General features: G+C 69.0%; 23 protein-coding genes and 1 CRISPR repeat array. Of the genes, 17 read left to right on the top strand and 6 right to left on the bottom strand.

What is annotated here, in order from left to right; all coding sequences use genetic code 11:
• The first annotated feature begins 69 nt into the window (after positions 1 to 69).
• The 9 genes from FHU30_RS13105 (at position 70) to FHU30_RS13065 (ending at position 10958) form a co-directional block, all read left to right on the top strand.
• Positions 70 to 1193 (top strand): IS3 family transposase gene (locus FHU30_RS13105; RefSeq protein ID WP_372503897.1). Its coding sequence is split into 2 segments (ribosomal slippage): positions 70 to 289 and positions 289 to 1193, totalling 1125 coding nucleotides; the frame shifts between segments, so codons are not numbered across the junction.
• A 1395-nt stretch (positions 1194 to 2588) separates the two neighbouring features.
• Positions 2589 to 3476 carry a sulfotransferase domain-containing protein gene (locus tag FHU30_RS13100; RefSeq protein WP_253875373.1) on the top strand — a complete coding sequence of 296 codons (888 nt, stop codon included), beginning with the start codon at positions 2589 to 2591 and terminating at the stop codon, positions 3474 to 3476.
• A 59-nt stretch (positions 3477 to 3535) separates the two neighbouring features.
• Positions 3536 to 4327: a class I SAM-dependent methyltransferase gene (locus FHU30_RS13095; RefSeq protein ID WP_253875370.1), complete on the top strand. Its 792-nt coding sequence runs from the start codon at positions 3536 to 3538 to the stop codon at positions 4325 to 4327.
• Positions 4324 to 6672, top strand: a complete 2349-nt coding sequence (locus FHU30_RS13090; protein ID WP_253875368.1) for a PEP/pyruvate-binding domain-containing protein — start codon at positions 4324 to 4326, stop codon at positions 6670 to 6672. Before FHU30_RS13095 ends, FHU30_RS13090 begins: the two co-directional genes overlap by 4 nt.
• Complete coding sequence (locus tag FHU30_RS13085; protein ID WP_253875365.1) at positions 6669 to 7343, top strand: glutamine amidotransferase-related protein; 675 nt, start codon at positions 6669 to 6671, stop codon at positions 7341 to 7343. The genes FHU30_RS13090 and FHU30_RS13085 overlap by 4 nt, the downstream gene beginning before the upstream one ends.
• Entirely contained in the window at positions 7340 to 8074 is a 735-nt protein-coding gene (locus tag FHU30_RS13080) for a phosphocholine cytidylyltransferase family protein (RefSeq protein ID WP_253875364.1), read from the top strand. The genes FHU30_RS13085 and FHU30_RS13080 overlap by 4 nt, the downstream gene beginning before the upstream one ends.
• Before the next feature lie 11 nt (positions 8075 to 8085).
• The gene (locus FHU30_RS13075) at positions 8086 to 8592 is read left to right on the top strand and encodes an adenylyl-sulfate kinase (protein WP_253875361.1); all 507 of its coding nucleotides are present in this window, start codon (positions 8086 to 8088) and stop codon (positions 8590 to 8592) included.
• Positions 8593 to 8763: 171 nt separating this feature from the next.
• A complete protein-coding gene (locus FHU30_RS13070) occupies positions 8764 to 9801 on the top strand; it encodes a type III polyketide synthase (protein ID WP_253875360.1) in 1038 nt (345 codons plus the stop codon).
• Positions 9802 to 9875: 74 nt separating this feature from the next.
• Complete coding sequence (locus tag FHU30_RS13065; RefSeq protein ID WP_253875359.1) at positions 9876 to 10958, top strand: methyltransferase; 1083 nt, start codon at positions 9876 to 9878, stop codon at positions 10956 to 10958.
• A gap of 460 nt (positions 10959 to 11418) precedes the next feature.
• Here the strand turns inward: FHU30_RS13065 and FHU30_RS13060 are convergent, their stop codons facing one another.
• A complete protein-coding gene (locus FHU30_RS13060) occupies positions 11419 to 11640 on the bottom strand; it encodes a hypothetical protein (protein ID WP_253875358.1) in 222 nt (73 codons plus the stop codon).
• Between the two features lie 397 nt (positions 11641 to 12037).
• Positions 12038 to 12514: a MarR family winged helix-turn-helix transcriptional regulator gene (locus FHU30_RS13055; RefSeq protein ID WP_253875356.1), complete on the bottom strand. Its 477-nt coding sequence runs from the start codon at positions 12512 to 12514 to the stop codon at positions 12038 to 12040.
• A gap of 99 nt (positions 12515 to 12613) precedes the next feature.
• On the opposite strand from FHU30_RS13055, the gene FHU30_RS13050 reads away from it, so the two are divergent.
• Both FHU30_RS13050 and FHU30_RS13045 read left to right on the top strand, forming a co-directional pair.
• Positions 12614 to 13558 (top strand): alpha/beta hydrolase, encoded by a 945-nt coding sequence (locus tag FHU30_RS13050; protein ID WP_253875354.1) that lies wholly within the window; start codon positions 12614 to 12616, stop codon positions 13556 to 13558.
• A 134-nt stretch (positions 13559 to 13692) separates the two neighbouring features.
• Positions 13693 to 14085, top strand: coding sequence for a DUF3592 domain-containing protein (locus FHU30_RS13045; RefSeq protein WP_253875352.1), 393 nt, complete (start codon positions 13693 to 13695; stop codon positions 14083 to 14085).
• Between the two features lie 42 nt (positions 14086 to 14127).
• Here the strand turns inward: FHU30_RS13045 and FHU30_RS13040 are convergent, their stop codons facing one another.
• The gene (locus FHU30_RS13040; RefSeq protein WP_443612890.1) at positions 14128 to 14424 is read right to left on the bottom strand and encodes an SbtR family transcriptional regulator; all 297 of its coding nucleotides are present in this window, start codon (positions 14422 to 14424) and stop codon (positions 14128 to 14130) included.
• Between the two features lie 62 nt (positions 14425 to 14486).
• Positions 14487 to 15638: direct repeats of the CRISPR family, unit length 37 nt; unit sequence GTGGCGCCCGCCCTCCGGGACGGGCGAGGATCGCAAC.
• Positions 15639 to 15783: 145 nt separating this feature from the next.
• Positions 15784 to 16467 carry an AfsR/SARP family transcriptional regulator gene (locus tag FHU30_RS13035; protein ID WP_253875349.1) on the bottom strand — a complete coding sequence of 228 codons (684 nt, stop codon included), beginning with the start codon at positions 16465 to 16467 and terminating at the stop codon, positions 15784 to 15786.
• A gap of 651 nt (positions 16468 to 17118) precedes the next feature.
• On the opposite strand from FHU30_RS13035, the gene FHU30_RS13030 reads away from it, so the two are divergent.
• From FHU30_RS13030 to FHU30_RS13015, 4 genes are all read left to right on the top strand, one after another.
• Positions 17119 to 17607 (top strand): helix-turn-helix domain-containing protein, encoded by a 489-nt coding sequence (locus FHU30_RS13030; protein WP_253875348.1) that lies wholly within the window; start codon positions 17119 to 17121, stop codon positions 17605 to 17607.
• Between the two features lie 231 nt (positions 17608 to 17838).
• Positions 17839 to 18240, top strand: a complete 402-nt coding sequence (locus tag FHU30_RS13025) for a hypothetical protein (RefSeq protein WP_253875346.1) — start codon at positions 17839 to 17841, stop codon at positions 18238 to 18240.
• A complete protein-coding gene (locus FHU30_RS13020; RefSeq protein WP_308211287.1) occupies positions 18237 to 19394 on the top strand; it encodes an MAB_1171c family putative transporter in 1158 nt (385 codons plus the stop codon). Before FHU30_RS13025 ends, FHU30_RS13020 begins: the two co-directional genes overlap by 4 nt.
• 89 nt (positions 19395 to 19483) lie before the next feature.
• On the top strand, positions 19484 to 20041 hold the full coding sequence (locus FHU30_RS13015; protein ID WP_253875342.1) for a hypothetical protein: 558 nt from the start codon (positions 19484 to 19486) through the stop codon (positions 20039 to 20041).
• Here the strand turns inward: FHU30_RS13015 and FHU30_RS13010 are convergent.
• A complete protein-coding gene (locus tag FHU30_RS13010; RefSeq protein ID WP_253875341.1) occupies positions 20027 to 20536 on the bottom strand; it encodes a GNAT family N-acetyltransferase in 510 nt (169 codons plus the stop codon). The genes FHU30_RS13015 and FHU30_RS13010 overlap by 15 nt on opposite strands.
• A gap of 10 nt (positions 20537 to 20546) precedes the next feature.
• The gene (locus FHU30_RS13005; RefSeq protein WP_253875339.1) at positions 20547 to 21995 is read right to left on the bottom strand and encodes an NsdA family TPR-like regulatory protein; all 1449 of its coding nucleotides are present in this window, start codon (positions 21993 to 21995) and stop codon (positions 20547 to 20549) included.
• Positions 21996 to 22219: 224 nt separating this feature from the next.
• On the opposite strand from FHU30_RS13005, the gene FHU30_RS13000 reads away from it, so the two are divergent.
• On the top strand, positions 22220 to 22849 hold the full coding sequence (locus FHU30_RS13000; RefSeq protein ID WP_253875338.1) for an ATP-binding protein: 630 nt from the start codon (positions 22220 to 22222) through the stop codon (positions 22847 to 22849).
• 373 nt (positions 22850 to 23222) lie between these two features.
• Positions 23223 to 23717 (top strand): ATP-binding protein, encoded by a 495-nt coding sequence (locus FHU30_RS47635; protein ID WP_372503874.1) that lies wholly within the window; start codon positions 23223 to 23225, stop codon positions 23715 to 23717.
• Positions 23718 to 23830: the final 113 nt, after the last annotated feature.

Here is a 23830-nt window from a genome sequence, read left to right as displayed (position 1 = left end):
GAAGGAAGGTCATTGGCAAGGCGTAAACGGCGGTACTTCTCCCAGGAGTTCAAGGACGAGGCCGTCCGGATGGTGCTGGACGGTCCGCGGCCCATCACCCATGTGGCACGAGACCTGGATGTGCACGAGACCACCCTGGGATCCTGGGTGAAGGCGTATCGGCTGACGCACGGCGCCGACACGCAGGCCGCATCGGGTCCGGGCGAGGGCAGGACCGAGCGGGAACTCCAACTCGAACGCGAGAACCGGAGGTTGCGCGAGGAGAACGCCTTCCTGAAAAAAGCCGCGGCCTTCTTCGCCAGGGAACACCCGTGACCGCCAAGTACGAGTTCATCGACGCGGAGAAGGCCAACCACAGCATTATCGATATGTGCGCCTGGCTGCATGTTTCGCGCTCGGGGTTCTACGAGTGGCGGCGGCGGCCGGCCTTGGCGACCCGCGAACGCCGCGAGCGGCTCAAGTTGATGATCGAGGCGGTCTTTGCGGCCAACCACCAGACCTATGGCTATCGGCGGGTGCATGCGGTTCTGGCTCGGTCGGGTGTTCGGGTGTCGCCGGAACTGGTCCGGCAGCTGATGCGCGAGCTGGGTCTGGAGTCGGTGCAGCCGCGGCCGTGGCGGCCGGTCACGACCCGGGCCGACGGCCCGGGCGCGGTCCCCGACCTGGTCCGCCGCGACTTCACCGCCGCCGCGCCGGGCACCAAGCTGGTCGGGGACGTCACCTACATTCCCACCTGGGAGGGCTTCGCGTATCTCGCGACGGTGATCGACTGCCACTCCAAGATGGTGGTCGGGTGGGCGATGGGCGACCATTTCAAAACCTCGCTGCTCACCGACGCCCTGGATGCGGCCGCAAGGAACATCGACATCGAGCCCGGATGTGTCTTCCACTCCGATCGCGGGTCGAATTACATGAGTGCCGAGTTCGGTCGGCACCTGGCCGGGCATGGAATGCGCCGGTCGGTGGGCCGGACGGGCGTATGTTGGGATAATGCCTTGGCCGAGTCGTTTTTCGGGGCGTTGAAGAACGAGTGGCTGAACCGTATGGTATTTGCCACGCGCGCGAAGGCCCGCCGGGCGTGCATGCGCTACATCGAGGGCTTCTATAATCGACGCAGGCTACATTCCGCGAACGGGTACCGGACCCCATGGGAGGTCCACAACGAGTACCTGGACCGGCAGCAAGCCGCGTAGATCACCCATCAAGCAGGTGTCCGGAAAACGCGAGGCCCCTCAGGGTGAGCAGTGTGGTCTTGCCCGAGCCGGTCGCGCCCCACAAGATCACTAACGGCATCCGTGGGCCAGCTCCCAGGACTCATCTGTAGGACCAGATGAGGGGGCGCGGGGCTCGGGTCTCTTCTTCCGTGCGGAGGGTGAGTGGAGAAGACCCGGACGGTGGCGGCGCTTCAGTCCTTCACGGCCCACTTTTGATCCGCGGCCACGCGTGCGTGAGCCACCGGGCGATCTCGGCCGCGTCCCGCTCGACCAAAGCCATGCGCCCGGGGCCCTGGCCCAGCGCGGCCCGCACCCGTTCGCCCTGGTCATCACCGAGTCCGGGCGGCCGTCCGCTGGCCGGGCGCCGCCGCAACGCCGTGGTCCCGCCCTGTTCCCACAGCCGCCTCCGACGCCGCACACTCTCGGGATGAACCCCCGGATCCGCGCGACCTGGACCTGGCGCACACCCGGCTCGAACAGCGCGACCGCGCGCATCCGCCGGGCCTCGCTCACCTGCGGGCGGGTCGGCGGCGGAGCCGAGGGCGCGGGAACAACCACCGAAGACTCGGAGGCCGCGCCACGAGACTCACACCGCAAGAACCCCTCACGTCCACGGAACTCACGAAAATCTCAGTAGTCCAGGACGACGGCGTCGCGGTCCAGCCGTGCGCCCATCAGCCGCTGGGCCTCGGCGATCAGTCGGGGCCGAGGCGGTCGAACCCGGCGTAGGCGGTGTCGGAGGAGGCGCGCGCCGCGGCGATCCTGTTCTCCGGACGCCAGATGCGGACGTGACCGTCCAGATCGGGCAACCGGACCACCCAGCGGGTATCGGGTCCTTCGTCGCGACGTGACGATTGCCACACACCGTGCCCGGGTCCGGCAATCCCCGCCGGGCGGGCACGGACTTGCAGGTCACAACCTTGATCAACTCGGGCCGGGTGGCATTGGATCATGATGTGCGGGCGGTGAAACGGGCTGTGACCTGCAGGATCAGGAATCATCCGGGCATGGCACCCATGAACTGTGAGAAAACCTCACATTAAGAGGTGATTGATAAATCCTGCTAAGGCAAGTTGATCGAAGTGACAAGACAGCCGCCTTGAGCGGCCCTATCGTCATGCAGACATCACTGTTCATATGAAGGATCCATGGGCGCGGATGATTGGCGCATGGGACGCCATGGCGCCACTGCGGAAGGAGTCCGGGCTCGGTGAAAGTCCAGAAGAGACCCTGGATCGAATTCCGCGTCTCCGGCAGAAATAGCGTGGCCCGGAAAAGGGGGGGCGGGGTTGTGCTGAATGGCCGCGTCAACATCCAGAAGCTTCTGGCCGGGCACGGGCCATCTCTGACCTTTGAACACGAACGGGAGTCGTCATGACGCAGCCACCGCCGGCCACCGGCGCGCCGGCCCGCCTGCACGAGCGTAACGCCCGGCGGCTGGGGGCCCATGACATCGTCATGGCCACCCAGACCGGCTCCGGGGCCACCCTGCTCGGCAACATCCTGCTGGAACTGGACATCGACGTGCTGGACCCCTTCGGGGCGGTCATCGACGAGGACGGGTCGGTCCGCGCCAACGAGCCGGTGCTCGCCAAGCGCGAACGCATCTCCGCGGTCGCCTCGAAGGAGCGGAGCCTGCGCAACGGATCTGCCACGAGCAATCCGGAGGTGCGGTTCTTCAAGAACTTCCTGGCACCGGAGGTCTTCTCCGCCCAGACCGTCCGCGGGGTGGTCCTGCTGGTCCGCGACCCGCGCGACGCTGTGTACTCGAAATACTGCTTCCTGCGCGACTTCGGGGAGTTGATCCCCGGCCGTGACGATATCGAGGAGCAGGGCACTTTCGGTGAGTTCCTCGAGGGGCAGGGGTCCGGGCTCGAGCCGCCGCCGCTTGAGTACTGGACCTCCTTCTACCAAGGCTGGCTTGAGGCCGCCGACCGGTTCGAGCGTTTCATCGTCCTCCGTTTCGAGGACCTGAAGGCGGACGCCGTCGGCGCCGTAACCGAACTGCTCGGGCTGTTCGACGTCAGGATCGCGGCGGCCAGGATCGCCGACGCCGTCGAGCGCAGTTCGTTTGACGCGATGCGCCGACACGAGGACGCGCACGCCGCCGCGACCGGGGAGGCGGTCAACGCCCGAATCATGCGCCGCGGCAAGGTGCGCGAATGGGAAGAGTGGTTCGGTGCCCCCGAACTTGCCGCACGGTTCCGGAACGCCGAACTCATCGAGATGGCGGCCCGGTTCGGCTACTCGCTGCCGGAGTGAAAAGATCGGCCACCCTTTAATTCGGCACCATTTCTGCTGCGAAGAAAGGGAACGTTCTAATGACTTCACTGAAGCATGACTACACACCGTTCTCGTCCACCTATGCGCAGCGTCCGGACTATGCGCCGGGGGTCGTGGACGGGCTGGTGCGCATCGCCGGCGCCGGCCCGGACGACCGCGTGTGCGACATCGGCGCAGGCTCGGGCCACCTGACCGTCCCGCTGCTGGACAGCGGCCTCATCGTCGATGCGGTGGAGCCCAACGCCGCGATGCGCGAGATCGGCATGGGACGCACCGCCGGCTTTCCCCGCGTCGCCTGGCACGAGGGGTTCGGTGAGAGCACCGGACGGGCCGCCGGGGTCTATCGCCTGGTGACGTTCGGGTCCTCCTTCGACCGCACCGAGCGTGCGGCCGCCTTGCAGGAGGCCGACCGGATCCTGCGCCCCGGCGGGTACTTCGCCTGCCTGTGGAACCACCGCGACCTCAACGACCCGCTTCAGGCGCAGATCGAGGCGCTGATCCACCGGCAGGTGCCGGACTACGACTACGGCCCCCGGCGCCAGGATCCGTCACCGGTGATCAGGGCGAGCGGGCTGTTCGAGGAGCCGCTCGCGCTGCAGCAGCGCGTGGTGCATCCGGTGGACGCCGAGAGCTGGTGCGACGCGTGGAGTTCGCACATGACGCTGGGGACGCAGGCCGGGGACCGGTTCGGGGACGTCCTGGACGGCATCCGCACCCTGGTGCGCGCGCACGCGGGCGGTGTGGTGGAGGTGCCCTACACGACGCGGCTGTGGATCGCCCGAGCCCGCAGCGACCGCGGCGACCGCGGCGACCGCGGGGGCCGCGGGTGAAAGCGGCGCCCGAGGTCCGGCTCGGAACCAAGGGGGAGACGCTGGCCGAGCTGACCGGACGGGTGCGCGCCGCCAGGATCCTGCCCCTGGCCCTGCACGATCTCGCCGAATGGGAGGCCGACAGGGAGGCGGTCCTGGACCAGGTGCTGGCCACGCCCTGGGGGACCGGCCGGCTGATCGTCCGCAGCAGCGCCGGCGCGGAGGACGCCGCCGCAGCATCAATGGCGGGGCGGTTCCTGACCGTCCCGGCGGTCGCGGGCCGGGACGCTCTCGCCGCCGCCGTCGCGCGGGTCTTCGCCTCCTACGGGGAGCCGGACCCCGGCGACCAGGTGCTGATCCAGCCGGAACTGCTGGAGCCGCGGCTGAGCGGCGTCGCCTTCACCTGCGACCCCAGCAGCGGCGCCCCCTACACGGTGATCAACTGGAGCGAGGACGGGCTCACCGACACCGTGACCGGCGGCCGGGTGGAAGACCTGCGCTGCTGGTACGGGGCCTGCTACACCGGCCTCGCCCGCCCGCCCGAGGCGGTCGCCGGGGTCCCCGTCCTGCTGGCGGAGCTTCGGCGGCTGACCGGGCACGACCGGCTTGACGTCGAGTTCGCGGTCGCCGCCGACGGCGCGCTGGTCCTGCTGCAGGCGCGTCCGCTGGTGGTCAGGGCCGGGACGGTCACCGAGGCGGCCCACCGCCCCGCGCTCGCCGGTGCCTCGCGGCAGATCGCGGCGGCCGGGACCCGGCCGTCCGCCGCGCTCGGGGAGCAGACCGCCTACGGTGTGATGCCGGACTGGAACCCCGCCGAGATGATCGGCCTGCGCCCGCGGCCGCTGGCGCTGTCGCTGTACCGGGCGCTGATCACCGACGGGGTCTGGGCGCGGGCCCGGCACCGGTACGGCTACCGGGACCTGCGCGGGACGCCGCTGATGGTGGACTTCTCCGGGTTGCCCTACATCGACGTGCGGGCCAGCGTCACCTCGCTGATCCCCGCGACCGTGGACCGGCCACTGGCGACGCGGTTGACCGAGCACTGGGTCCGAACGCTGCTCGACCGGCCGCACCTGCACGACAAGCTGGAATCCAGGGTGGTGGTGTCGGCGCTGGGGCTCGGGCCCGACCACCGGCTCGGCGAGCTCGGCGAGGCCGGCTTCACCGCTGCCGAACGCGCCACGCTCGCCGGCCACCTGCGGGCGCTGACCGACCGCATCATCAACGGCGGGTTGTGGCGCGAGGACCTCGACCGGCTCTCCGCCCTGGACGGCCCCGCCACGCCACGGCCGGCGGCGGAGGCTCCAGCGGCCAAGGTGCGCCGGTGCGCCGAGCACGGGACGCTGCCCTTCGCCGGGCTGGCGCGGGCCGCGTTCATCGCCACCGACCTGCTGGACCACCTCGTCGCCGCCGAGGCGATCTCGGAGCAGGACCGGGCGGACCTGCTCGGCGGCCTGGACCTGGTGGCCAGCGGGCTGCGCCGCGACTTCAGCGCCCTCGACCGGGACGCCTTCCTCAAGCACTACGGCCACCTTCGGCCGGGCACCTACGACATCCTGTCGCCCCGCTACGACGAGGACCCCGACCGCTATTTCGACTGGTCGACGCGGGCGCTCGCCGAGCCGCCGCGCGCCCGGTGGACCCCGCGGCCCTCGCAGGTACGCCGGATCGAGCGGCTGATCGCCGACAGCGGCTTCACCTTCGACGCCGCGCGGCTGCTGGAGTTCATCGGCACGGCGATCTGGGGACGGGAGAAGGCCAAGTTCGAGTTCACCCGCGTGGTCAGCGACCTGCTGGTGGACCTCCGCGCGCTGGGCGAACGGCACGGGCTCGGCGTGGACGACCTGTCGTTCGTGGACCTGCCGGTGTTCACCGGTCTCACCGGTCTCACCGGCCTCACCGGCCTCACCGGGCTCAGCGCGGACCCGGCGGCCGACGCGCGCGCGCTGGCGCGCGCGGCCCAGCAGGGCCGCAGCCGGTACGCCGAGGGGCAGATGCTGCTGCTGCCGCCGCTGGTCGGCGGGCCCGCCGATGTGTGGGGCTTCCAGACACTGCGCGCGCAGCCGAACTTCGTCACCCGGGGCCGGGCCATCGCCAGGGTCGCCGACGTGGACGCCGGAGCCGACCCGCAGGGCGCGATCGCCCTGGTCGCCAGCGCAGACCCGGGCTACGACTGGCTGTTCGCGCGCGGCATCCGCGGCCTGATCACCGCCTACGGGGGCGCGAATTCGCACATGGCGATCCGCTCGGCCGAGCTGGGCATCCCGGCGGTCATCGGCGCCGGCGAGCTGCTGTTCCGCACCTGGGCGGCGGCGCCGGCGCTGGAGATCGACGCGGCCAACGGCCTGGTGACGGTGCTGCCATGACGGCCCGCGCGAGGATCGGCCTCACCCAGCGGGCGCTGCCGCCCGACCGGTTCGGCGAGCACCGGGACGCACTGGACGTCCGGTGGCACGAGTTCCTCGGCACCTGCGGCTTCGTCGCCGTCCCGCTGCCCGGCCTGCCCGAACACGCGCTGCGCGGCGCCGCCGCGCTGGGCCTGCGCGGCCTCGTGCTGACCGGGGGCGGCGACCTGGCCGTCTGCGGAGGCCCCGGCGGCCGCAGGGAGGCCGCCGAACGCGCCCTGCTGCGCTGGGCGCTGGACACCGAGCTGCCCGTGCTCGGCGTCTGCCGCGGCATGCAACTCCTGCTGGACGAGTTCGGCGCCGAACTCGTCCCGGTGGACGGCCATGTGGCGACCCGGCACGAGATCACCGGCCAGGAGAGCGAGCCCGGCGGCGCGCGCAGCGGTCGCGGTCGCGGTGACGGGCGCGGTGACGGGCGCGGTGCCAGGCGTGAGGTCAACAGCTACCACCGGTACGCTGCGCGCTCGGTGCCGCCTCCGCTGGTGGCGACGAGCACCCACCGCGGGGTCGTCGAGGGGGTCCGGCACCGCCGGGCCCCCGTGGAGGGGATCATGTGGCATCCCGAGCGGGAGGCATCCTACGCCGACCAGGATGTGGCGCTGGTGCGCGGCCTGTTCGGGGGTGCGCGGTGAAGGGCCTCATCCTGGCCGCCGGACGCGGCTCCCGGTTCGCGCCCTTCACCGCAGACCGGCCCAAATGCCTGGTCCAGATCAACGGCCGGACGCTCCTGGACCGCCAGGTCGCCGCGCTCACCGCCGCGGGAGTCGGCGAGATCGGCCTGGTCACCGGCTGGTCGGCCGAGGCGTTCGCGCACACCGGCCTGCGCCGGTTCGACAACCCGCGCTGGGCGGAGACGACCATGGTCGAGTCGGCGGCCGCGGCCCGCAGTTGGCTGGCGCGGGAGCAGGTCGTGGTGTCCTACGGCGACATCGTCTACACCGCGGACACCGTCCGGGCCCTGCTCGCCGCGTCCGGCCCGCTCGCGCTCTCCTACGACCCGCACTGGCGCGCGCTGTGGGAGCGACGGTTCGAGCGGCCCCTGGACGATGCGGAGACCTTCCGGCACGACGCCGACGGGCGGCTGCTGGAGATCGGCGGCCGGCCGGCCGGGATGGCGGAGGTCATGGGCCAGTACATCGGGCTGCTGCGGTTCACGCCGGACGCGTGGGCGGCCGCCGACGAGGTCGCCCGCGACGCCGGCGGCGGGCTGGACATGACCGGCCTGCTGCGGGAACTGCTGAGACGGCGCCGGCTGCCGATCACCGTGGTGCCGACCCGCGGCCCGTGGTGGGAGTTCGACCACCCCTCGGACATCGAGGCGGGGATGCCCGTCCTGCGCGACCTCGACGCGGTCGCCCCATGATGCGCCGGGGCGTGGTGTGGGTGACGGGCCTGTCGGGCAGCGGCAAGAGCACGGTGACCGCCCGGGTGCGCGACCGCCTGGCACAGAGCGCGGCCGATCCCGTGGTCCTGGACGGCGACCGGCTCCGGGCGATCCTGCCGGTCCGGTTGGGCTATGACGAGGCCGACCGCCGGCGGCTGGCGATGTTCTATGCCCGGCTCGCGCACGAGTTCGCCTCGCAGGGGCGGCTGGTGCTGTGCTCGACGATCTCGCTGTTCCACGAGGTGCACCAGTGGAACCGGCAGAACAACGAGCACTACCTCGAGGTCTGGTTGCGCGTCCCGCTCCCGGATCTGAGCGCGCGCGCCGGCCGGGCCGCGCTCTACGCCGGCGGCACCGCCGTGGGTGCCGGCGTCGCGGCCGAGTTCCCCACGGCCGCGCACCTGGTGATCGACAACTACGGGCCGACGACCCCGGACGCCGCCGCCGACCAGATCATGGCCGCGCTGGCCGACCGCCAGGTTCCCGAGTCCGGCTAGCCCGGGCCGAGGACGCCGGCGCGGCGTCCGCCACCACCACATCGACTCCACCGACAACCGACCTAGCACGCAACCGGACCGGCGTGGGCCGTCCCGGCCGACGCGGGAGACCGACCCGCGCCCCGGGACGGGTGCGCCACCGGCCTGAACCGCCACTATCAGGAGGTCCCCTTGTACACCGCACGCATTTCCGGACTGGCGACCGCGGCCCCGCAACTGGTGAAGATGCGCGATGTCGCCGGCCACCTCGCCGCCGACCCCGGCGGCGCCGACCTCGCCCACCTCGTCGCGCTCTCGGCCATCGAGTCGAAGGCGATGGCCATCAACCCCCTGACCGAGGACCCGCGGTCATGGGGCCCGGCCGAGCGCTACCGCCGCGCCCTGGCGGCCGGCAAGGACATCGGCGCGCGGGCGATCCGCAAGGCGCTGGCGGCGGCGGGCGTCGCGGCCGACGAGATCGCCATGCTGGCCACCGTCACCACCACCATCCAGTCGCTCCCCGGCCTGGACGGGCTGGCCGCCGACCTCGGGATGCGGCCCGACACCGAGCGGCTCCAACTGGGACCGATGGGCTGCTACGCCACCGCACCGGCCCTGGCGACCTGCCGCAACTGGGTGAGCGTGCACGGCAAGCCGGCGGTGCTGCTGTGCGTGGACATGTTCTCCCCGCACCTGCAGCCGCCCCCCTACGACAAGGAGCAGGCGATCATCCTGACGCTCTTCGGCGACGGGGCGGCGGCCCTGGTCATCCGGCCGGGCGAACCGGGCATGCCGGGAATCGACATCGTCGACAACCAGATGATCACCATGCCGGAGCATGCGGACAAGCTGCGGGTCTACACCGGCGACCACGGGGCCGCGATGCGGCTGGCGCCCGCCATGCCCGAGGTGGTGGCCGCCGCGGTTGGCCGCCCCCTGGAGATCCTGCTCCGCCGCAACGGGCTGCGCCACGAGGACATCCACTGGTGGGCGCTGCATCCGGGCGGCCGGCGGGTCCTGGAGCAGGTCGCCGCCGAGGTCGGCATCCCCGACCCGTCGCTGGAGGCGGCGATGGAGGTGATGCGCGAGTACGGCAACACTGTCGGACCGGCCGTGCTCATGGTGCTGGAACGGCTCCAGCAGACCCACCCGCTCCCCCCTGGCGGGTACGGCGTCGCGCTCGCCTACGGTCCCGGCGCCACCATCTGGACCGTTCTGTTGCGCGGTTGAGCCGCGCTGCACACCCGCACCAAGCCACACGGCAACGACACGGCAACCCCTCTCAGGGCGAAGGAAGTAGGACCATGTCCCAGGAGCAGGCCGCGGCGACGACCGCCCCCCATGTCCAACTACGCGAGATCTGCATCGCCCACTACCGGTTCCAGTATCTGAGCACGGCGTTCGAGTTCGGACTCTTCGCGCTTCTCTCCCAGCGCCCCGGCCTTGCCAGGACCGAGATCGCCGCCGGGCTCGGGCTGGCGGAACAACCGGCGCGCATCCTCCTGCTCGGCTGCACCGCGTTCGGAATGGTACGCAAAGACGGCGACCGCTACTACAACACCGAACTCACGCAATCCCTCGCGCACAATCTCGACCAATTCCCGGCTGTCTTCATTCCCTTCTACCAGCACATCACCTACCGGGCCATGGGATGGTTTGGCGAGTCGCTGAAGGCGAACACCAACGTGGGGCTGAAAAAGGAGTTCGGCGCAGCGTCGACGAACCTGTACTCGAGAGTGGCCGGCGATCCGGTCCTGGAGGGCGCGTTCCACAACGCGATGGGCGCGCTCAGCGCCCACCTGTCGGACGAATTCGTCCAAACCCTCGACCTGTCGCGCTACCGCCACGTGCTGGACATCGGCGGCGGAACGGCCGTCAACGCGATGAACCTCGTCCGCCGCTGGCCACAGCTCCAGATCACCATCCTGGACCTTCCCAGCGTGGCCAAGGAGGCGAACGAGCGCGTGTCGGCGGCCGGGCTGGGCGACCGGATCCGCGCGCTCGGGGCCGACGCCCTCGCGGACGCCTTCCCGTCCGGGAGCTTCGACTGCGTCCTGTTCGCGCACTTCCTGGAGATCTGGTCGACCGACCGGATCCGGGCCGTGCTGCGCAAGGCCGCGGAGGTGGTCGACGCCGGGGCCGGGATCTTCATCGTCACGCCGTTCCAGGACGACGACGAGACCGGCCCGCAGAACGCCGCTGAACTGTCGGCCTACTTCCACGCCGTGGCCTCGGGCGAGGGGATGGTCTACACGCCCCGGGAGTTCGAGGCGTGGATGGCCGAGGCCGGTTTCGAGTCGTCCGGACGCACCTTCGTCAACAACCTGGTCGACCACATCGTGATCTCAGGGGTCCGGACCGACCATGCGGTGCAGAAGGATGAGTGAGGGACGGCGCTGACGGCACCGCAGGCCGACCACCGTCGCTGGCCCGCTGAAGGACATGGTGGTCTCCGGGAGGATCGCGTTGGTGCATCTGCCATGACGCAGGTAAACCCACAGCTCGACCGACCACACCAGCCGTCATGGGCCCCGGAGGGCGGGGCGGTGAGAGGTAAGCCCGCACTCGGTGAGGTCAGCCCGGCGCGCACCGCGTCGCGGTCGGCGGCGATGCCGTGGGCGAAAACCGGCAGAGCGGGCAGGCGGCCGTCGGCGACGGAGTCGATCCAGGCGTCCCGGCCGTCCCACAGGGTGAGCGGCAGGTGCGGGGTGACGTCCACCAACAGCGTGCCAAAGACGCCGCGCCCCTTGCGCAACGCGAATTCGTCCACGCCCAGCACCGTCGGGGTCACCGCGGGCGGATCGGGCGACCGCGTCAGCACGTTCAACAGCGTCGCCCAGCTCAGCATCAGGTGCAGGTGGGCCAGCAGTAGCCACTGTGCACCCACTCCGACACCTGCCCACAGCCGGTACAGGCCGCCGGACCGTCACGGGTACGCGCCCGCACCACCAGCACATCCGCCTCGACCGCCACCGACTCGACCTCCACCAACGCCAGCCGCGGCAACAACGTGATCAGCAACTCGTCCTCACACACCGCCAGCATTCCGCCACCGGCCCGCCCTGTCACGCCCCAGACACCGCGCCGATCACCGGCTACGAAAATCTTGTATGAGCCCGTTTACGAACGTCATAGCCACCGAAATCCCCATCCATGCCCAGGTCGGCGAATACTTCGGGAGGAGCGGCCTTCTAAAATCCGGTGCACGCCGGACGCGCAGTTTCGCCATTCTCGTGACGGACTACCGGGTTGCGGGTGACGGTGTGTAAGGCTGGCTGGTCGTCAGGGGATGGCGGGTGGGCCGGCCCAGAATCCAGGCGCTGAACGCTGAACCCGTGTGCGCGCGCCCCGGTCTACGGCACCCAGTTGCGGACCGCTAAGGGGCGTCGGTCCGGGGCAGATCCTGATGGTGCGCCGGGGCTGACCATCCCTGGCCGCTGCCGTTTCGGCCGGTTGCGAGAACGCGTCAGCCTGTGGGCGCGCCGATCTGGTCGCGCTCCAGGACGGAACGCAGCTCCGAGAGGGCCTGCGCGGCGGCCGCCAGCGGGGACGCCTCGAGCGCATCTGCGGTCAGCTCGGCCAGACGCTCGGTGAAGGTTCTTTCGGCCGCCTCGGCCAACCGCAGGCCGTCGTCGGTCAGGGCCAGCAGGGAGGACCGGCGATCGGAGGGATTCGGCTGCCGGACGGCCCACCCCTGCTTCTCCAGGCGGTCGACGGTCTTGCTGGTCGCCCCGATGCCGATGGCGAACTCGGCGGCAAGGTCCGCCACGCGGGAGTCGGGGTGGTCGCGCAGGTAGCGCAGGGCCTCGAACTGCGAGGTGACGATCCCGTGCTGCTCACGGAGACGGTCGTTGAGGGCGTTGTACAGCCGCGTCTCGCATCGGACCAGGTCGGCGAAGAAGCCCGGCAGGTCGACTGCCTCACTGCTCGCTTTGGATGCCACGGCATGTAGTCTACGATAGATGCTGAGGAATATAGTTCCGTGGAAGTTACTTACGGCGGGAGAAGCAGATGAGCAAGGACCAGCGCGCAGCTCGACGCGATGCTGCGGCAGCCGCGCCCCGCGGGCCCCCGGTCGGTCGAGGTGATCCGGGCCGGATTCAAGGCGCTGATGGACCGGATGATCGTGCCCGACGGCATCCGCACCACGCAGACAACGCTTGGCAACCGACCAGCACTGCATGTCGAGCCGGACAGCGGCCCGCGCGCCGGGACGATCCTGTACTTCCACGGCGGCGGCTGGGTATACGGCTCCCCCGAAAGCGTGCTGGCGCTGACGGGACACCTCGTCGCCAGGACCGGCCTCGGGGCGTACTCGGTGGACTACCGGCTTGCGCCCGAGCACCCGTTCCCGGCCGCGATCGAAGACACTCTGAGCGCCTACCGCGCCCTCCTCGACGGCGGTCAGGACCCTTCGGCCATCGCGTTCGCCGGGGACTCCGCCGGCGGCGGCCTCGCCGTGACGACCTGCCTGGCCGCCCGCGACGCGGGCCTCCCGCTGCCCGCCGCCATCGTGACGTTCTCCGCGGGCCTCGACGCCACCCGCACGGGCGAGAGCATGGACACCAAGGAAGGCATCGACCCGATCCTCACCCGCAAGTCCGTGGAACACACCGGAGCCATGTACCTCGCCGGGGCCGACCCGCACCAGCCCATGCTCAGCCCGGCCGTCCTCGCCGACCTGACCGGCTTCCCCCCGATGCTCATGCAGGTGGGCACCAATGAGATCATGCTGGACGACTCCACGCGCCTGGCCGTGCGGGCAAGGGCGGCCGGAGTGGACATCATCCTGGACATCACCGCCGACGTGCCCCACGTGTTCCAGTCGTTCGCCGGCGTCCTGGACGAGGCCGACCAGGCACTGGACCGCGCAGCCCTGTTCCTCGCGCAGCACGTCCACTCCCCGGCACAACGGCCGCGTCAGCCGGGTAGATCTCGGAGCCGTCCGGCCACACGCCAGGCTGGGTGGCTCGGAGCCGCACAGTGAAAAGCCGGCGACATCGCCGGGATCCGCCGCGAGGAACCCCAAGTGTTCGAGGCCACATCCGGCGGTCCGAACCCTGACCGGCGTCGCGCTGTCATACGCCCCATGAATCTCGACTGCCACACCGCCATGGGGGGATGACGATGCTCCTGCTTGTTGCCGGACTCGCGTTCGCGGCCGCCGGCCTGATCGTCGTCGTCAGGACGAGGAGGCTGTCACGCAACGGCGTGCGGACGACCGGCGTGGTCGTCGGCCTGGCGCCGGGGTCGTCGGACGAAAGCGGCAGGCGCATCATGCATCCCGTCGTCTCCTTCGCCACGGTGGCCGGTGAGGCGGTCACCGCGCAGGCGTCCCTCGGCAGCGGTTCGGGCGGTCCGCGCGTCGGCGCCACCGTCCCGGTCCTCTACGACCCGACACGCCCCACCCGCATCGCCATCGACACCTTCGCGCAACGCGGCACGTGGCTCGGCTGGATCGGCCTCCTCATCGGGCTCGGCCTGCTTGGCACCGGCGTCGCCGGTCTGTCCTGACCGCCCGCACGGTCGCGACCGCCGCCGGGCCGTGGTCTGCGCCTACCGCACCGGCCTGGCCGGCTGGGGCCGGCCGGAGCCGGCCTGCGGGCTCAGTCCCGCCGCGGCCAGCCGGAACAGCCGGTCGGCCTGGGCGGCGGGTTCGGGATGGTGCTCGGTGGCCAGCGCGATGCCGACGACCAGCGTGATCAGGTCTGCGACGGTGACGTCCGCCGCCACCGCGCCGTCCTGTACGGCCCGGTGCAGTAGCGGACCCGCCGCCTCCTGCAAAGCCGCCGAGCAGGCGTTCCCGTGCACCGCGCCGGCCTCGCCGCCGTCATAGGCCAGCGCGGCCGCCAGCCCGCGGGCGGAGACACGATCGCAACCACCTGGGCATCCGGCGATTACCTCAACGCGTGGGGGTGGCGCCCGCCCTCCGGGACGGGCGAGGATCGCAACGCCGCCGTGCACCGCCTGGTCGGCGGTTTGGAGTTGGTGGCGCCCGCCCTCCGGGACGGGCGAGGATCGCAACAGCGTCGTCTCGATCGCGAACCACGACAGCCCGTCCGTGGCGCCCGCCCTCCGGGACGGGCGAGGATCGCAACGATGAGGATCAGCCGCGGGTGATGCTGTGCGGCGTAATGTGGCGCCCGCCCTCCGGGACGGGCGAGGATCGCAACAGCGTCGTCTCGATCGCGAACCACGACAGCCCGTCCGTGGCGCCCGCCCTCCGGGACGGGCGAGGATCGCAACGATGAGGATCAGCCGCGGGTGATGCTGTGCGGCGTAATGTGGCGCCCGCCCTCCGGGACGGGCGAGGATCGCAACCTGTCGAGCTCGACGGGCGCGGTGACGCCGGGCCTGAGTGGCGGCCGCCCTCCGGGACGGGCGAGGATCGCAACTACCGGTTCCCGCGGGCGGGGCAGACCGTGTCGGGTCGTGGCGCCCGCCCTCCGGGACGGGCGAGGATCGCAACCCGCGTGCGGAGGTGACCCGGTGAGCGCCGCGTCCGAGGTGGCGCCCGCCCTCCGGGACGGGCGAGGATCGCAACTGAGATGTCCATCCAGGCTACGCCTGGGCGGCCGAGGCCGGTGGCGCCCGCCCTCCGGGACGGGCGAGGATCGCAACTGAGATGTCCATCCAGGCTACGCCTGGGCGGCCGAGGCCGGTGGCGCCCGCCCTCCGGGACGGGCGAGGATCGCAACTCATCACCGCGGGACGGCAGTGCGGCGAGCCGGTCGCGTGGCGCCCGCTCTCCGGGACGGGCAAGGATCGCAACCATGAGGGCAACGCCTGGACACACCTCGGCGACATAGGTGGCGCCCGCCCTGCGGGACGGGCGAGGATCGCAACGTGAGGCTGGTCGCCACCATGCTCGCGTTATAGCCGGTGGCGCCCGCCCTCCGGGACGGGCGAGGATCGCAACAACCAGGGCGTCCCGTTTCATGACGGCGGCGAGACCGTGGCGCCCGCCCCCCGGGACGGGCGAGGATCGCAACCTCAAGTCCGCGAAGGGATGGTTCGCCGAGGGGCTGGTGTGGCGCCCGCCCTCCGGGGCGGGCGAGAATCGCAACCGCCCAGTGCAGGCCGAGGATCTGCGCCGCGAAGAGGCGTGGCACGCGCCGTTGGGGGGCGGGCGAGGATCGCAAGGCCTTCGGGATGGCGTTTGAGGGGCTCACGGGACTTGGAACTGGCACGAATGCAAGCGGTTGACATCGCTCAGTGGTCACGGGTTGCTCGCCGATACGTGTCTACCGTTGAGGCGCTCGGTCGGAGCTTGAGGGGTGTGAGGAACTCGGTGAGTTCTTGGTAGCAGTGGTGAGCGGCCGTGGTGTTTCCGAGTGCAGCGTAGGCCTGTATGCGGCTGCGGTAGAGGTGCTCGGAGGTCGGGGCGATGGTCGTCGCGCGTTCGAGGTAGATGGGGGCTTGCTCTGGCGCGCTGGTCTCGGCGAGTTGGACGAGGGCTTGGACCACTTCGCGGTCGAGTGCGCGGCGGGCGGTGGTCGCGAACTCGTGGTCGCAGTCGGGCAGGTAGGGGCCGGTGTAGAGGTCGACGGCGGTCCGTAGAAGCGCAGCCTTGCTGGTGGTTGGGGCGGCGCGTGCGGCGTTGAGCTTGTCGCGTAGTTGCCAGACGTCGGTTTGGCAAAAGCCGGCGTTGAGGCGGTAGCTGCTGCGGCCGATCTTTTGGATGACCTGGCTGGCAGCCGGCCCGCCGCCCAGTGCCTTGAGGAGGTGACCGCGGGCTTCTCGCATCGGTCGCCAGAATGCGTCTCGGTCCTCGGCCGGGTCGCTGTCGGGCCAGAGCCTGGAGTATGCCGTCAGACGGGGGAGGGGAAGGTTCCGGAACTCCGCCAGGAGGCCGAGGAGCGGCCAGCCGTCCGTTCTGCCTTCCGTTTGGATCACCCCGCCGCTGCCTTCCACGGAGTATCGCCCTAGGAGGCGGATGAGCACCGAGCCCTTGGGGGCGCTCTCCTCATCGAGATGCTCGGCACTACCGGTGGCCCCCGTGGCTCGGGAGCCAGTCGGGGACGCGGCAGCCGCCGCGACGGACCAGGTCGTGCCGCCCGCGGGCGGTGGATTGGGACGCGGCCTACGGGGTGCGGGCGGCGATGGCTGGAGTTCTCGAAGGGCTCCGTGCAGGAACGCTTCGACATGTTCTCCCACCGCACGGGCTCGTGGGGAACGCTGCAGGAGCGTCGCGAGGATGGTTGCTGGCGACGACTGGCGAGGTCCTTGACGAGTCCACGTACTCAATGGTCCTCCTGATAGGTGCTGACGAGCGGCGCATCTTGTCCAAATACGTCATTGTCGGCAAGTAGGGAAATGGACGTTTTTGGGATCAGTGCACAAACCGAATGGTTGGCAACGGGTCTGCGGACCTGGACTTCGGTATGAGAGGGCGGCAGACTCTCACTTCTAATCACAGGGTGGGCGTCAATCTGAGGTGAAGCCGTACTGCCTCGTTTCACTTCCTAGTGATGCGGGCAGGTGGCACGCTAGGGAACGGGCGTTCCTGGAGTCAACGACCTCGCGACTCCGGTCGGTGTGTGTCGCATGGAGTTGATGACAACCCGGACAAGACCTACAAAAGCCAGGTTTGGATACGCAACAGGTGTTCTTGGAGAAGCTGTGCAACTTTCCGAGAAAATTGATTCGCTCTTCCGCACGGTCTACCCGGCTGGAGGTAAGCCGTACTCGCTGCAAGAGGCCGCCGAGGGGATCGAGGCCCTGACCGGCGAGAAGGTGTCCCACAACACCCTTTGGAAGTTGCGGACGGGCAAGGCGGAGAATCCTACCAAGCGCGTTCTTGAGGCCATAGCAAAGTTCTTCGGGGTGAGTCCGACATATTTCTTTGACGACGAGTCGTCGGAGCGGATCGCCAAGCAGATCGAGCTCCTAGTGCTGCTGCGCGAAAGTGGCATCCAGGGGGCGCAACTCAGAAGTTACTGTGAGCTTTCCAAAGAGGGGCGTGACATGGTCGGTGAGATGATCTTGCGGACTGCGAAGATAGAGAGGATGGGGCGCGAGGGCAGAGCGGAGTGAACGGCTCCCCGCCCTGGGCATGTAGGGGAGTCCATGTTCCGAATATCCGTTTTTCGTCCGAGACGGTCGGAAAAGGCGTCTGACCTGCGCGGGACGAGTGGAGTCGAGGATCGATGCAAGAGGTTGATCCAGGAGCTTCACGGGGCAGGCGTCGTACCGAGGCCTTTCGACATTGATCAAATGGTTGGACGCTTGGCCAGGTATCGCCGGCGTCCTGTGCACCTGGAGGAGATGGAAGCGGAGAAGGCATCGCGCTTTCTGCCTTGTGGCCTCCTGGTCCAGACCACTACTACCGATCACATCATGTTCGCGCGAGGGGCGACTCCGCTCCACCGTGAGCACATCATCGCCCACGAGGTCGGGCATATCATGTTCGAGCACGGCGAAGGAATGTCTTCAGTTGAACTCGGCATCGCGATGCTGCCGAACATTGATCCACAACTGATCAGGCGAATGCTGGGAAGAGCCTCCTATTCGTCTACGGAGGAGCGCGAAGCCGAGACGTTCGCTTCCCTGCTGGTTGAGAGCGGCCGAAGGATGCCTCCTGGCCCCGAGAGTTCGCGCCTTGGCCCTGCGCTGGCTGTCGCCCAAGTGGAGCAAGCCTGGGGAGACATGAGAAGGCCCCCGCAGTGAGCGCGCTCTTCTACCTCCTCGCGTTCGTTTGCTGGGCAGGGGCGCTGTGTCGAATGGTAGGGGCACGGGGGGACCGTAGCTCTCCCGCGAAGCGCGCCACCTGGATGACCTTGGCTCTGCTCGGGCTGGCCTTCGCCGTGCTCCCCGAAGCCAGCCGACCATCAATTGACGCACTTACAGGAGTCAGATGCTCTGCCCGCTGGTTCGGTAACAGTTGCACATTGGCGGCTGCATTTTGCATTCAAGGAGTGTTTGGTCGCTTTGGAAACCAAGGCAGTCCCAGCGCTCGTGCTTTTGGGGTGCGCCTAGCTTGCTTCGTCGCCGTTGTTTCTGTGATGGCAGGTCTGATTTTTTCTGCGAACCCTAGGGATGCTGCCGATTTCATAGAGGTAAATGCCAAGACTGGTGCAGTCCTGGGTTATCTCCTGCTCAATCTCTGCTACTTGTGCATTGTGATGACTCAGGCGATTGGCGTGACTTTCCGTTTCGCTCCTCAGGTCAGCTCATCGGCACTTCGGCTTGGCCTTCGGCTAGTCGCCTGCGGTAGCACGTGTGGTCTAACTTTCTGCCTCTATAAGTCACTGGTCGCCGTGTCGGCCTTCCTGGAGCTTAAAGGTCGATACTTTGAGAAGATCATTGGACCATCACTCGGCCTGCTGGCCGCGGCCCTTATTGTTGCTGGTCTCACCATCGCCTCACTTGGGCCTGGGGCCGCGGATGCGGTACGTCAGCGTGCAGCCATCAAGAGTCTGGAGCCGATGTGGCTGGAACTGACTCAAGCCATGCCGCAGGTCGTGCTGAAGGCCGACCATCAGAATCGAACTGAGCGGCTCTATCGGAAGATCATCGAGATCCGCGACGCTCAGCTCGCTCTCAATGCGTACCAAGATGACGAGCTGAGGTGCCTGGTTCGTAAGACAGCTCAAGTGCGCGGGCTCTGCGGCTCACGCCTGGACGCCGCAGTAGAAGGAACACTCCTCTCCTTGGCGCTCGCAGCGATGAAAGCTGGGCGGGAAGCAGCAGCCAGCTCGCCGGTCAAAGATCTGGGTGGCCGTCCGTCACCAGACCTCATGAGTGAATGCCAATGGCTTGTCCAAGTGTCAGAGTTCTTTCGCTCGCCCTTGCTTGAGGACTCGGCGACATTGCCGGTGTGATTCCGAATCGGAGGCTCAATATGTCGAGTGCTGCCACCCAGGATGAACCTTCTCCGCGGGAAATAGAGGATCGTGATTGGCGATCGAGCGTGGCCCGCGCCGTCACGGAGGTCTTTGCCCCCTGGCTGCTGATCACCGGGCTGTTCCTGGGGGTCGGCGCGAAGTACGGAGCCACCGGGCTTGGCTGGGGCCTCCTGGGAGCCCTCTTTGCCAGCTTGGGGCCGATGGGCTTCATCGTCGGCGGGGTGATCGCCGGCCGATTCAGCGACCATCACCTCACGACTCGTGAACACCGCATCGTGCCGCTCGTTCTCTCGCTGCTATCGGTCGGCCTGGGGATCGTGACGCTTCAGATGGGCGGTGCTCCCTCTGCCCTTGTCGCCGTGGAAGTCTCTATGCTCGGAGGGCTCCTTGTCATGGGTCCGATCACCGCCATCTGGAAGATCAGCTTCCACACCGGGGTCGCGGCAGCAGCAGCCTGCATACTGATGGCCGTCCACGGGCTCGCCCTAGCCGGCCTGCTCCTCCTCGTCGTCCTCATCGGATGGTCGCGCGTCGTCCTGTCTCATCACTCAGTCGCTCAAGTAGTGGCCGGGGCCCCAGTGGGCGTCCTGGCCGCGCTCCCGGCCTTCCTACTGGTGCGTTGATCCATCGGTTGCGAGGTCCTTGGCTAGGGCGCGGTTGATGCTGGCGTCGCGGTCGCGGTAGGCGGGGATCGGGTGGTAGCCGGCTCGGGTGTAGAGAGCTAGGGCTTCGACGTTGCGTGAGCCGGTTTCCAGGACGATGCGCTTGGCGCCGTTGGCGCGGGCTGCGTCTTCGAGCGCTGTGAGGACGCGGCGGCCTAGACCGGAGCGTCGGTGGGTGGGGGCGACGTACAGCTTCTTGATTTCGGCTACGCCGGGAGCGTGGGTGTGGATGCCGCCGCAGGCGCACGGTTTCTCGTCCTCGTAGGCGACCAGGAAGAGTCCGCTTGGCGGGGTGAAGTCATCTGACGGGTCGTCCGGAGCGTCCGCGAAGCCGTAGCGGTCGAACTGCTCGCGGTAGAGCTCTGCGGTGAGGTGGCGGGCGTCGGGGTGGTCGTACGGGCGGGCGCGGAGGTCGAGCTGGTCGACACGCTCGGGGGGAGTCGGGGCCTGAGCCATTCCTCCATGGTCACGCACTACGGAGCGCATCATCCAATTCGGGTAGTAGGTCGGCCACGTAGGGGTTCCTGGCACGCCGGGCGAAGGTGCGGCGCAGTTGCCTGAGCAGGGACTGGCAGCGGACGGATTGGACGCCCGAGAGACGTTCGGTTGCCTTGCGCAGGGCTTGGACTGCGGCTTCGAGATCGTGCAGCTGGAGGTGGGCCTGGACGAGGTAGCAGCCGTGCAGGAGCGCCGACCGCTGGTACTCATTTCGCAGGCCGGTGGATGAGAGAGGCGTCAGAAGGTCGACGGCTTCGTTGAGTAGGGCGCGCGCCTGGCCGGGGTTGTGCCTTGCGAGGTCGACCAAGGCCTGACCGGTCTCTGCGGCCAGCTGCTCGCCGTTGAGGTAGTAGAGGAAGGGCGGGTCGTCTGCCCGGTGTCGGGCTTGGAGGAGCGACTTGGCCTGGTCGGCCGCATTGCGGAAGGCATGTACGTCCCCGGCGGCGGCCTGCGCGGTGGCGAGACGGCCGCTCAGCCGTGCACGCATGCCCGGTGAGGCGTGAGTGCTCTGCTCGGTGGCGGCCTCGGCGATACGGATGGCGTCTGAGGGGTTCCCACTGTGGGCGATCTGGTAGGCCAGCATCCCTAGTGTGTTGGCGGCACTCTCGGTTGCGATCCGGCGTAGTTCGCTTGTCGAGGACTGCGCAGTCGCGCGGGCGGCACGGACGGCGAGGAGCAGGTAGCGCTGGCTGGCGGCGTAGTTGCCGGAGTCCCAGAACATCCAGCCCGACAGTTGGGCGAGGTCCGCGGTCGCGAGTAGGAGGCGTTCGCGGATGTCAGCGCTTGCGGAGGCGTTACGCAGCAGGTCAAGTACGGCGTGCAGTTCGCCGTTGACGTAGCGCAGGTTGAGAGCCCCGCCACCGGCCTGGTCGTCGAGCAGACGGAGATCGGCGATGTGCCGGGCGATGAGGGTCATGAGCGCCGGGCGGAGGGCGTCCTTCCCTGAGGTGTCAGCCAGACGAGATGGAGAATGGTGGATCCCACCCAGGGCGGCGGTGATCAGGGGGACGCCCTTGGCGGGGACGTAGCGGTCCGGGTCATCGTGCGTGAGTTCTGAGATCTTGGCGATCACCTCGTCCACGTCCCAATCGGCCGCCAGGGCTGCGATCGCGGACGCGGGCTGATGACGGTCCAACGCCGACCGTCCGGGCCAGATGTCTGCGGGCGAGATGACACCGCCCAGCTCCATCGACAGGACCTCGGCCACGATCTGCGGGTACGGGGCGTAGGGACAGAACCCCTTGGCGACCCAGTGGTACGGCGTCGTGGGGTGGATCCGATCTGACGCCCGCCCGCGTGCCTCCAGCCATGCGTTGATCGCATGCGCCAGCTCCCGGGGCGTCCAATTCAACCGATCCAAATATTCGGTGAGAAGCGATTGTTTTGCGCCCATATGATCTCCGCGCCGAATCGGCATTTTCGAGCAATGTAGCTCCGCTCGGCACGCGTGGTGGGAGCGAAACCGGCTCCCGACCGACCTTCACAACCTTCGCGGCTTCATCGGTCACCGTCACGACGTTCACGCTCCGATGGTCTGCCATCGACGCATCGTGATGCATCAGGGTTCTCACTGCCGCCCGGTGTCGCGCCCGGCCCGTGGCGAGCAACCCCGCACGCATACCGAACAGAAGAGGCCCGAAGATGAAGGCTTCCCGATCGATCATCTCGATCAACGCCCGTATCCCTCTGTCAGTGCTCTGGCGCGTCCTGTCCGCCGCGGTGGCAAGGAGCTGCACGCCGCGCACCTCGCTGGTCTCGGAGCGCCTGGTCGTTCCTGCGTCTCCGGAGCAGGTCGCCACGGCTAGGGCGTGGCTGGACGATCGGCTCGGTCCGGCGCATCCGTGTGGGGATTCGGCGCGGACTGTGGTGAGCGAGCTGGTAGCGAACGCGATCGTGCACGGCTCGCGTGAGAACGATCCGGTCCGGGTCGCTGTCCGTCGGCTTCCGGGCCACCGTGTCGCTCTGTCGGTGGCGGACTCTGGGAACGGTCCCGGGTCTGCCCCTCGGCTCAGGAAGGTGGACCTCGCGAGTACGAGCGGCCGCGGGCTGCAGATCGTCGGGGCCTTCGCGGCGAGGTGGCGGATCCGCCGGCGCGGCAACGGCTACCAGGTGTGGGTGCTTCTCAGCCCCAATGGTGGGCCAACGGAGGACGCGCCCCTCCTCGGCGATTTCAGCCGGGTGTTGGCGGAGCCTGACGACGCCTTCCCGGAGTTCCGGAACGAGGCGGTTGAGCGCGCGGTCACGGGGGCTGTGCAGCCCCCGCTCGCGTGACCGGCTGGTATCCGGCACAGGGCGGTCCGGCCGAACTCGGAGCGCTCGCTGAGGTACTTCGTGAGCGCTATGAGCTGACCGCCTTCTGCGAGGACTCCGCGGGCTCGTACCGACTTCTGGTAGCGAGCCCGCGGTTCGCCTCGGCCCGAGTTCTCAGCGCACGCGGCTGGTTCTGGTGGGGGTGGGGAGAAGGGATCGCCCTCATTGAGGAGTTGGAGGTCGCGGCAAAGTCAATTGCGACACGTTTGGCAGCCCATATGGACGACGGCGTCCTCGACTTGACGGGTCGGGAGAGGTGAGCGCCGATGGTCCCATGCCGTTCGGCCAGCCCGCAGATTAGAGCGGGCGGCGGCATTCGGGGAGGTGTTTCACGATGCAGTGCCACAGCAACCTGTCGGGCGGAGCCAATGAATGGCTGCACGGGGGGCCTGCTGGAAGCTGGCGCCAGGTATATCCGGGGCGGGCGGACCAGGTGAAACCTGCGCGATCGTTCGTCGGTGCCTTCTTCGCGGAATACGACCGTGAGGATGACGCGAAGCTGATCGCATGCGAGCTGGTTAGCAACGCGCTGCTGCATTCCCGTTCGGGGGAGCCGGGTGGTTGGTTCGGCGTCGAGGTTCGGCAGGGTCGGCTGATGCGAATCGCGGTCCAGGACCTGGGAGGGCGGGACGTTCCGAGGCCGGGTGCGCCGGTACCTCGAACGACGCTTGCAGTTGGAGGGTGGGGCCTGCGCGCGGTCTCGGACCTTTCCGCTGGGTGGGGAGTCTGTGGATCTCCGGAGGTGGGCCATCTGGTGTGGGCGGACCTGGCGGTGAACGCCCGTAGGGCGTGGCCGCATCGAGCTGGTCGCCGGCCGCCGACGAGGTGAGTCGAAACGTCGTCTTGGCGGGGCCACGCGGGGGCGTGCTCGGGGGGCCACTGCCCGGACCGGCTATGACCGGCACGGGCGCCGGCTTCGGTTGTGGCAGGTCGGGACGTATG

This window comes from Actinomadura rupiterrae, from assembly GCF_024172125.1.
Lineage (GTDB): Bacteria > Actinomycetota > Actinomycetes > Streptosporangiales > Streptosporangiaceae > Spirillospora > Spirillospora rupiterrae.
The sequence above is the reverse complement of the archived record's forward strand: the minus strand, read 5'-3'. Positions and strand labels throughout refer to the sequence as shown.